This window comes from Dendronalium sp. ChiSLP03b, from assembly GCF_034531165.2.
Lineage (GTDB): Bacteria > Cyanobacteriota > Cyanobacteriia > Cyanobacteriales > Nostocaceae > Dendronalium > Dendronalium minutum.
On sequence record NZ_JAVRBR020000127.1, the window covers coordinates 38,226 to 46,882 of the forward strand.

Below are 8,657 nucleotides of genomic sequence, written 5' to 3' on the forward strand. Positions count from 1 at the left end.
CTTTTACTCTCTGCGCTTACTCTGCGCTCCTTTGCGTTAAAAATATGAAAATAACTATCCCCGAACTTTCTCTCATTGTCCTTATCGGTGCTTCTGGTTCCGGTAAATCAACCTTTGCCCGTAAGCATTTTCAACCCTTTGAAGTCCTATCTTCAGACTTTTGTCGCGGGTTGGTGTCAAATAACGAAAATAACCAGGCTGTCTCTAAAGATGCTTTTGAGTTACTGCACTTTATTACTGCCAAACGACTAGCAGCAGCTAAACTGACAGTAATCGATGCTACCAACGTGCAGATGGAAGACCGCAAACATCTGCTGCAAATGGCACGACAATATCATTGTTTTGCGATCGCGATTGTTCTCGACCTACCAGAAGAATTATGCCACGAACGCAACCAACAACGTAGCGATCGCCAGTTTGGCCCCCATGTGGTGCGTCGTCATACCCAAATGTTGCGGCGTTCTCTGCGGGGTTTAGAAAAGGAAGGCTTCCGCTATGTCTACACTCTCAACTCTTTAGAAGCAATTGAATCCATTGAAATCGAACGCCAACCTCTTTGGAACAACCTGAAGCACGAACACGGCCCCTTTGATATCATCGGTGACATTCACGGCTGTTGCGATGAACTTGAAGCATTACTTCAACAATTAGGCTATGAGAAGGGCAGGGGGGCAGGGGAGCAGGGGAGCAGAGGGGAAGAATTGTCTGCTCCATCTTGGGACTACCCAACCTACCACCACCCCGAAGGACGCAGGGCTGTTTTTCTTGGTGATTTAGTAGACAGAGGGCCGCGTATCTTAGATACAGTCAAGCTGGTGCGAAACATGGTTAATGCAGGTACGGCTTTTTGCGTTCCTGGTAATCATGAAAACAAGCTGTTGCGGAAACTACGCGGCAAGAATGTCCGGGTAAATCATGGGCTAGAGCAAACCCTAGCGGAGATTGAGGCGTTACCTGATGAAGTGCGTGAACCATTTACCAAAGAACTGCAAAAGTTTCTCGATTCCCTAATTAGTCACTACCTCTTAGATGAAGGGCGGCTAGTGGTGGCGCACGCCGGGATGAAACAGGAAATGCAAGGACGCGGTTCTGGTGGGGTGCGTGAGTTTGCCCTTTATGGGGAAAGTACTGGCGAAATTGATGAGTTTGGTTTACCTGTGCGCTACAACTGGGCTGGAGAGTATCGGGGTGAAGCGATAGTGGTTTACGGACACACCCCTGTACCAGAAGCGGAATGGCTGAATAACACTATTGATATTGATACAGGCTGTGTTTTTGGTGGTAAATTAACTGCCCTACGCTATCCAGAAAAAGAATTGGTGAGTGTACCCGCCGCCCGCACTTACTGCGAACCTGTGAAACCTTTGGTACAAAACACAGTAACTCGCACATCCCAGCAAGAACTTGATGATGTCTTGCACATTGACGATGTACTGGGTAAACGTATCATCAACACCCAACTTAAGAACAACATTACCATTCGGGAAGAAAATGCGATCGCAGCTTTAGAAGTGATGAGCCGTTTTGCTGCTAATCCTAAATGGTTGATTTACCTACCGCCCACCATGTCCCCTGTAGAAACATCCCAAGCATCAGGATTTTTGGAACATCCGACGCAAGCCTTTGCTTACTACCAAAACCCAGGAATTACGGAAGTTGTATGCGAAGAAAAACACATGGGTTCACGAGCAGTGTTGGTTGTTTGTCGAGATTTAGCAGCCGCCGAAAAACGGTTTGGTGTGGTGAATGAAGGAATCGGCATTTGCTACACCCGCACAGGAAGGCGCTTTTTTGATAATCCAGCATTAGAAACAGAACTATTGGCGCGGGTAAATGCTGCCCTTTCTCAAAGTGGTTTTTGGGAAGAATTTCAGACCGATTGGGTGTGTCTGGATTGTGAATTAATGCCTTGGTCAGCTAAGGCTCAAGGACTACTGCGAGAACAGTATGCACCTGTTGGTGTAGCATCGCGCGTTGCTCTCAATGATGCTGTTAGTTTACTACAACAAGCAAGCGATCGCGGCGTGGAAATCAGTAGCCAACTCAATCACTACCAGCAACGTGCAGAGATGGCACAGCAATACGTCACTGCCTACCGTCGCTACTGTTGGACAGTTACAGATATTTCACAACTGAAACTCGCTCCCTTCCACATTTTGGCAACAGAGAAAGCTGTCCATGTTGACAAAGACCATCGCTGGCACATGGAGCAAATAGCAAAAATCTGCCAATCAGACCCCGCCCTACTCCTAGCTACTGGCTACAAAGTAATAGATTTGACAGACCCCAGCAGCCAAGCAGAGGGAGTACATTGGTGGGAAAAACTCACCGCAGCAGGAGGTGAAGGGATGGTCGTCAAGCCAATGCAATTTATTGTCAAAGGTAGTCGCGGTATCCTACAGCCTGCGGTGAAGTGTCGCGGACAAGAATATCTGCGGATAATCTACGGCCCGGAATACTCAACCCCAGAGAATCTGCTACGCTTGCGCCAAAGAGGATTATCTCACAAACGTTCTTTGGCTATGCGTGAGTTTGCCTTGGGTGTTGAAGCCTTGGAGCGATTTGTCACCCATGCTCCTCTGCGCCGCGTGCATGAATGCGTTTTCGGTATTCTGGCATTAGAGAGCGAACCTGTAGATCCGCGACTATGAGTGAAAGAAGCACTTGAAGCACATTTCCGGTTATACCAATTCGTAATTCGTAATTCGTAATTCGTAATTAAGAAAGTCCCATTTAGTCTAGGTTTCTGGGTTTGGATCTGTATCATTATTTTTTTTTGGGAAATGGTATTACAGCTTTGCTAGACACAGCCCCAGCAAAGCTGTATTTTTAAGCACTAAAACGCAGAAAGCTAATGAAAAAGAATAACTCATCGTCTGCACTAGAGCCAACAGTCAATGTCTTGCAAGTGCGTCGTTTCCGATTATCCTTTCTCTATGCTGTGCCGATTGGAGTATTAGGAGGGCTGATTGGCTTGGGTGGTGCAGAGTTTCGGCTGCCAGTCTTGGCTGGTGTATTGAGTTATTCAGTACGGCAAGCTGTACCCTTGAACCTAGCTGTAAGTTTGGTGACAATTGCTGCATCTCTAGCAATTCGGGGCAGTACGCTCTCCTTCAGTCTAGTGATTCCGTTGTTACCTGCGGTCTTGTCCTTAATTTGCGGAGCGGTTATCACTGCTTTTTTTGGGGCAGCAATGGCAGGAAGGCTCTCAAATGAGCAACTTGAGAGAATCATCTTAGTGCTATTGGTATTAATTGGCGTTGTCCTAATAGTTGAGGGCTTTCTTCCTCAACAAATACCAGCCCTTCTACCTCCGGCTTTGGGCTGGCGTATTCCAGCAGGTATGCTGTTTGGTCTGGCAATTGGACTGGTGAGCAGCCTGCTTGGAGTTGCAGGAGGTGAAATAATTATCCCAACGCTTGTTTTTGCTTTTGGTGCAGATATTAAAACAGCAGGTACAGCCAGTCTTTTGGTCAGCTTGCCAACTGTGCTGGTGGGTGTTGTTAAATATGCTAGTCGAGGAGCTTTTACAGACCGCACAGCTTTGAGCAATACTGTTGCTCCTATGGGAGTAGGTTCGGTGATTGGAGCCGTCATTGGAGGAATGCTTGTCGGGATTGTTCCAGCAGCAGTACTAAAAGTCACGCTAGGGGTAATCTTGAATATCTCCGCGTTTCGGGTTTTTGACAAAGCCAAATCCCACGACTAATGATTCCAAAACTCCTATCAAATTTAGGCGACTTCTGAAACTACAATAGAGCTACGAGTTTAGAGGAAGGTGCGTTATCTTCATCAACGCACCCGACTTTATTCAATTTGCCAGCCACAAAGCGACATTACGCACATAAGTTTTGATATCTTCTAAGGCGCGTGGCTCTTTTTTCATTCCATCTCCTGGTGCTTCATCCACAAAAGTAGGACAGCCTTTTTCAACATCCCAGTTGTAATCTACTAAATGATGAAAACTGGAATTAGCTACTGCACGTCCCAGAAAATTACCTTGTGCATCTTTGTGATGTTCTATCGCTACCACAAGATTGAATTTACGACCTGTAACTAAACTTTTTCCCAAAGCAATTACCCGTGCATTTGGATTGTTTAAAGGCGCTCCTATGCCGCCTTCGTGAGGGTGTGCCGGAAAAAAATCGATGGTTACGGAAGCTGAATTAGAATTTTTTAACAGTTCGTGAACAGGTTCAACAATGGTAATTTTTTGATAGTCGCCGTTTGCTCCAGAATGATAATTAGGCCAAGAAATATAAGTTGTGTACGAATCATCTCGGCTCCAGCGAGACTCATCAGGGTCAGGATTTTTGGTGTTGAAATAGTGAACATCTCCAATATCAACTAAACCGCACATCGAACAGCCCATATCTTGATGATCGCGAGTCGTTAAAATACCGCCGCCGCGTTGCCGAAAAGCATTTATTCCAGCAATGTCCTTTTCAGTTAAACCTTTATCGACTTCTATGGCAAACAGCCAAAGTTCATCAAAATCTGATTTGTCAAGAGTGCTTAAAACTGGATCGTTACCCTCTGCATCTGATTCATAATCGCGTGCTGTCACTTCAAATAAGGGATTTCCTGCTTCGTCTTGAATCGATGCCAGATAATTTTGTAACAGAGAGAAACGAAAAATGCTCCAATCATCTTCCGTTGTGGGAATCGTAGTCTGCAAAAGAATCCGAATTGGTTTTGCCATAACCTGTGCCAGACGAACACCACAATTGAGTATAGCGATCGCTTTGCACCAATATTTAAATTTTCCAATCCTTAAATATCCTTCCTAGGTAAGAAATAAATTCATTACTCCAGGTAGTAGCTCAATAATTTCCAGATGGCTATTCTAGATAAAGCTTGTCACCACAATAATCCTTATGTTGCGCGTGCTGAGGATTTTCTTTTTTGGATGTCTCTCAACTAAACGTTCTTTACACAGCGACGATATGAAAGCAGATGAACTCCTGAAAAACTATGCCGCAGGCGTAAGAGACTTTACTGCTGTCAACCTAAGCGAAGCAAACTTGAGGGAAGCTAACCTCAGTGGAGCAATTTTGGATAGAGCTATCCTAGACGGAGCTAATCTCAGCCATGCTAATTTAGCGCAAACTAGCCTGATTGAGGCAGACTTGAACGGAGCTAATTTGAGCGATGCCAACCTCACTAGTAGTAACTTAGCTGGAGCCATCTTGGATGGAGCGATTTTAGATGGCGCAATTTTAGATGGAGCTAATTTGAGTCAAGCTGATTTGACTGTCGCTAATCTAATTGAAGCTAATCTTAGCGAAGCAGAGTTGCATGAGGCAAATTTGAATGCGGCGAATCTAGATAAAGCCGACCTGAGTGGTGCAGATTTAACTGTCGCCGATCTGACTCAGGCCAATCTCACCAATGCAGATTTGAACGAAGCTAATTTGAGCGGTGCAAATTTGGATGGAGCAAATATAGAGGGAACAATTTTGGATGAGAATGGGTGACAGAGACGAGGGGACGCGGAGAGAAGTTGCGTGCGGGGGTTCCCCCCGTTGAGCAAACTTCGGGGGACGCGGGGAAAGAACTTTCCGTTTCCTCATATCCCTACTCCCTACTCCCCTTTTTGCTTACCTTCTCATATACTGGCTAGCCATCTGGATGGCATCTGCGATATCAACATCGCCATCTCTATCTGCATCCAAGAAGGAATTGAGTACGGGATTCCCGCCGACTTGAGGATTCTGGGCGTTTGCACCAGATTGCAGGAAATTCAGCACTACAGGTACTGCTAAAGGCAGCAATTGTTGGATAGTACCAGCATCCAAGCCAGTGCGCTGAGCAGCTATCTCAGACACCTGTTGCTGCATTGCTGGAGAGAAGAGGGAGTCAACAGCTTGAGGATTGGGGGAAGTGCCACTATATTGATTGACCAAAGCTTGAGCTTCTTCATTACCACTTGTAGCTTGCTTTTCTTGTAAAGAAGAACGCACATAGTTACCCACAACACCCAATACAGATTGTATCGTTGAGGGATCTGCCCCAGTGCGATCGCTCAATTGATCCACAGCGTTGATAATACTTCCAATTTGACCCAAGCTCCCTTGTTGATTGGGATTGCTGACAGCACCGAGAATTTGATCGAAAAGTCCCATAAGTTTGTTTTGTTTCTATGTTTTTCTCTTTCCCAAGACTGATTTGTCAAATCCTCAAACTTCAAATCTAAGGCTATACAAACCAAGCCTGCCTAGGGATGTACTTTCTTTAATGCCCTAAATTTGCACGCGTCACAACTTCCCTAGGATCTATATTTCCTACTTTCTGCTCTGATAAAAAAGATTGAAACTATTAATATTAGAAGCATCTGCCTACTGAATACCCACTAATTTTTGCCACCCATGCCTCTGTCCCGCATAGTCACGCTGATTGTTGGTCTAATCGTCATTTTGGGGTTAGCCCTGTGGCTGATAGATTCTCTATCACGCCTCTATTGGCAGTTATCTTATTCTCCCTTATTAGGCAATTTGCTGTTGTTACTGCTGGTTGTCCTCATAGGAGCCTTAGTTGCAGCTTTTATCTATTACGTGCTGGTAATGCAGGCTGGAGAGAAACGTTCTCGCCGTAATCGCCCTCGTGTGACTCCGGCGCAAATTCCGGCTGCCAAATCTGATGCGGCTTCTACCACGCTACAAGCTGTGCGACAACAGGTAGCGCAAATTCAAGATGAAGTAACACGGCAAGCTTTATTAAGTCGATCGCGGGAAATTGAAGTCAATTTAGCACGCGGTGAAATTCAAGTAGTAGTGTTTGGTACGGGGAGTGCTGGCAAAACATCCCTAGTGAATGCAATTATGGGACGCATGGTGGGTCAAGTGGATGCGCCTATGGGTACAACTCAGGTTGGTGAAACCTATTGTCTGCGGCTGAAAGGATTGGAACGCAAGATTTTAATTACAGATACGCCAGGGATTTTAGAAGCAGGGGTAGCAGGAACGGAACGGGAACAGTTAGCAAGAGAACTAGCCACTTCAGCAGATTTACTATTATTTGTGGTAGATAATGACCTGCGGCGTTCGGAATATGAACCACTGCGGGGTTTAGCGGAAATTGGCAAGCGATCGCTGCTTGTTCTCAACAAAACTGATTTATACACAGATGATGATAAGGAAGCTATTTTAGCACGGTTGCGTCAACGGGTGCGGGGATTTATTGCAACCAGTGATGTAGTTGCGATCGCGGCTAATCCCCAATCTGCACAATTAGAAACTGGCGAAACCTTCCAGCCAGAAGCAGATATTGTACCGTTGCTGCGGCGGATGGCAGCTATTTTAAGGGCTGAGGGTGAAGATTTGGTAGCAGATAACATTCTCCTGCAATCGTTGCGACTAGGAGAGGAAGCGCGAAAACTCATTGATAGCCAACGTCGCCGTCAAGCCGACAAAATTGTGGAACGGTTTCAATGGATTGGTGCTGGTGTAGTATCTGTCATGCCCCTACCAGTTGTCGATTTATTGGCAACAGCTGCTGTCAATGCTCAAATGGTTGTAGAAATTGGCAAAGTCTATGGCTGCGAACTGAATATGGAACGGGGACGAGAGTTAGCCCTTTCTTTAGCAAAAACCATCGCCAGTCTGGGTATAGTCAAGGGAGCGATCCAATTACTTTCTACCGCTTTGCAAACTAATCCTGCCACTTTTATTGTGGGTAGGGCAATTCAAGGCGTAACCGCAGCTTATTTAACGCGGATTGCTGGTAAAAGTTTTATTGAATATTTTCGTCATGACCAAGATTGGGGCGATGGTGGCATGACAGAAGTTGTGCAACGACAGTTTCAAATTAATCGCAGAGATGAATTTATTAAAGCTTTTGTACAAGAAGCGATCGCGCGAGTAGTTAAGCCGTTAACAGATAAATCTGAGGTAATTGAACATGATGAAGAAGCTCAAAATTAATATTTATAGTATTATCATATACCGCAAACATGAGCAAACACAACATCTTAAAACCTGACCAGAGTTATACCTTTAGCCAATATTTTCAACTAACTAATTCCACAGCAGAGATTGTGGCTGAATTTGAGTATAGCTATGAACGTACAAGTTTGGTTTTGTCCAGGTATTCTGATGAAATTAAATACTTGGAGTTTTTGCAAGAATATTTACAACGTAATATAAGACTTTTTAATCCTATAGCAGAAATATCAATTAGAGAATTTTTGATTGCTCCTATCCTTGCTGAAATATACGACCAGACACAGGCTCAACTATATAGTGAGTATCCCCTGAATGTAAATGACAAGCTCAAAGGAACTTTGGATTATTACTTGCATAAATCTAACTCACTATTAGTAATAAAAGCCAAACAATCAGATATAAGAAGGGGATTTACACAGTTAGCAGTAGAATTAATAGCTCTGGATAAATCTTTAGATAATCAATCGTCTATTTTATATGGAGCAGTTACTAATGGCGATGATTGGAAATTTGGTACACTTCATAGAGAACAGAAGCTGGTTACAGAAAATATTAAACTTTATCGCGTTCCTGACTGGACTTTGGACTAAAAGGCTAGAGAAAAGCAGTCAGTGTTACTGCTGACTGCCGTAAAGTCAATGAAAGTAATCGATAAATCATTGACGTGATGATCCTGACACAACTAGAAAAATTCCGCCAAGCTATCTACGATTG

General features: G+C 44.5%; 7 protein-coding genes. 5 read left to right on the top strand and 2 right to left on the bottom strand.

Annotated elements, in window-relative coordinates:
- The first annotated feature begins 44 nt into the window (after positions 1-44).
- Both RMY31_RS29715 and RMY31_RS29720 read left to right on the top strand, forming a co-directional pair.
- Complete coding sequence (locus RMY31_RS29715; protein ID WP_322663948.1) at positions 45-2,651, top strand: polynucleotide kinase-phosphatase; 2,607 nt, start codon at positions 45-47, stop codon at positions 2,649-2,651.
- Between the two features lie 203 nt (positions 2,652-2,854).
- A complete protein-coding gene (locus RMY31_RS29720; RefSeq protein ID WP_322663946.1) occupies positions 2,855-3,709 on the top strand; it encodes a sulfite exporter TauE/SafE family protein in 855 nt (284 codons plus the stop codon).
- A 102-nt stretch (positions 3,710-3,811) separates the two neighbouring features.
- On the opposite strand, the gene RMY31_RS29725 is transcribed toward RMY31_RS29720, so the two are convergent.
- Positions 3,812-4,702, bottom strand: a complete 891-nt coding sequence (locus tag RMY31_RS29725; RefSeq protein ID WP_322663944.1) for a hypothetical protein — start codon at positions 4,700-4,702, stop codon at positions 3,812-3,814.
- A gap of 244 nt (positions 4,703-4,946) precedes the next feature.
- Between RMY31_RS29725 and RMY31_RS29730 the strand changes: the two genes are divergently transcribed.
- The gene (locus tag RMY31_RS29730; RefSeq protein ID WP_322663942.1) at positions 4,947-5,477 is read left to right on the top strand and encodes a pentapeptide repeat-containing protein; all 531 of its coding nucleotides are present in this window, start codon (positions 4,947-4,949) and stop codon (positions 5,475-5,477) included.
- 123 nt (positions 5,478-5,600) lie between these two features.
- On the opposite strand, the gene RMY31_RS29735 is transcribed toward RMY31_RS29730, so the two are convergent.
- Positions 5,601-6,125: a DUF937 domain-containing protein gene (locus tag RMY31_RS29735; protein ID WP_322663940.1), complete on the bottom strand. Its 525-nt coding sequence runs from the start codon at positions 6,123-6,125 to the stop codon at positions 5,601-5,603.
- Positions 6,126-6,368: 243 nt separating this feature from the next.
- On the opposite strand from RMY31_RS29735, the gene RMY31_RS29740 reads away from it, so the two are divergent.
- Entirely contained in the window at positions 6,369-7,922 is a 1,554-nt protein-coding gene (locus RMY31_RS29740) for a GTP-binding protein (RefSeq protein ID WP_322663938.1), read from the top strand.
- 29 nt (positions 7,923-7,951) lie between these two features.
- Positions 7,952-8,533, top strand: coding sequence for a hypothetical protein (locus RMY31_RS29745; RefSeq protein ID WP_322663936.1), 582 nt, complete (start codon positions 7,952-7,954; stop codon positions 8,531-8,533).
- Positions 8,534-8,657 lie beyond the last annotated feature (124 nt).

Coding starts and splice junctions, on each gene's coding strand:
- RMY31_RS29715 (WP_322663948.1), top strand. CDS start 45: ATGAAAATAACTATCCCCGAACTTTCTCTCATTGTCCTTATCGGTGCT.
- RMY31_RS29720 (WP_322663946.1), top strand. CDS start 2,855: ATGAAAAAGAATAACTCATCGTCTGCACTAGAGCCAACAGTCAATGTC.
- RMY31_RS29725 (WP_322663944.1), bottom strand. CDS start 4,702: ATGGCAAAACCAATTCGGATTCTTTTGCAGACTACGATTCCCACAACG.
- RMY31_RS29730 (WP_322663942.1), top strand. CDS start 4,947: ATGAAAGCAGATGAACTCCTGAAAAACTATGCCGCAGGCGTAAGAGAC.
- RMY31_RS29735 (WP_322663940.1), bottom strand. CDS start 6,125: ATGGGACTTTTCGATCAAATTCTCGGTGCTGTCAGCAATCCCAATCAA.
- RMY31_RS29740 (WP_322663938.1), top strand. CDS start 6,369: ATGCCTCTGTCCCGCATAGTCACGCTGATTGTTGGTCTAATCGTCATT.
- RMY31_RS29745 (WP_322663936.1), top strand. CDS start 7,952: ATGAGCAAACACAACATCTTAAAACCTGACCAGAGTTATACCTTTAGC.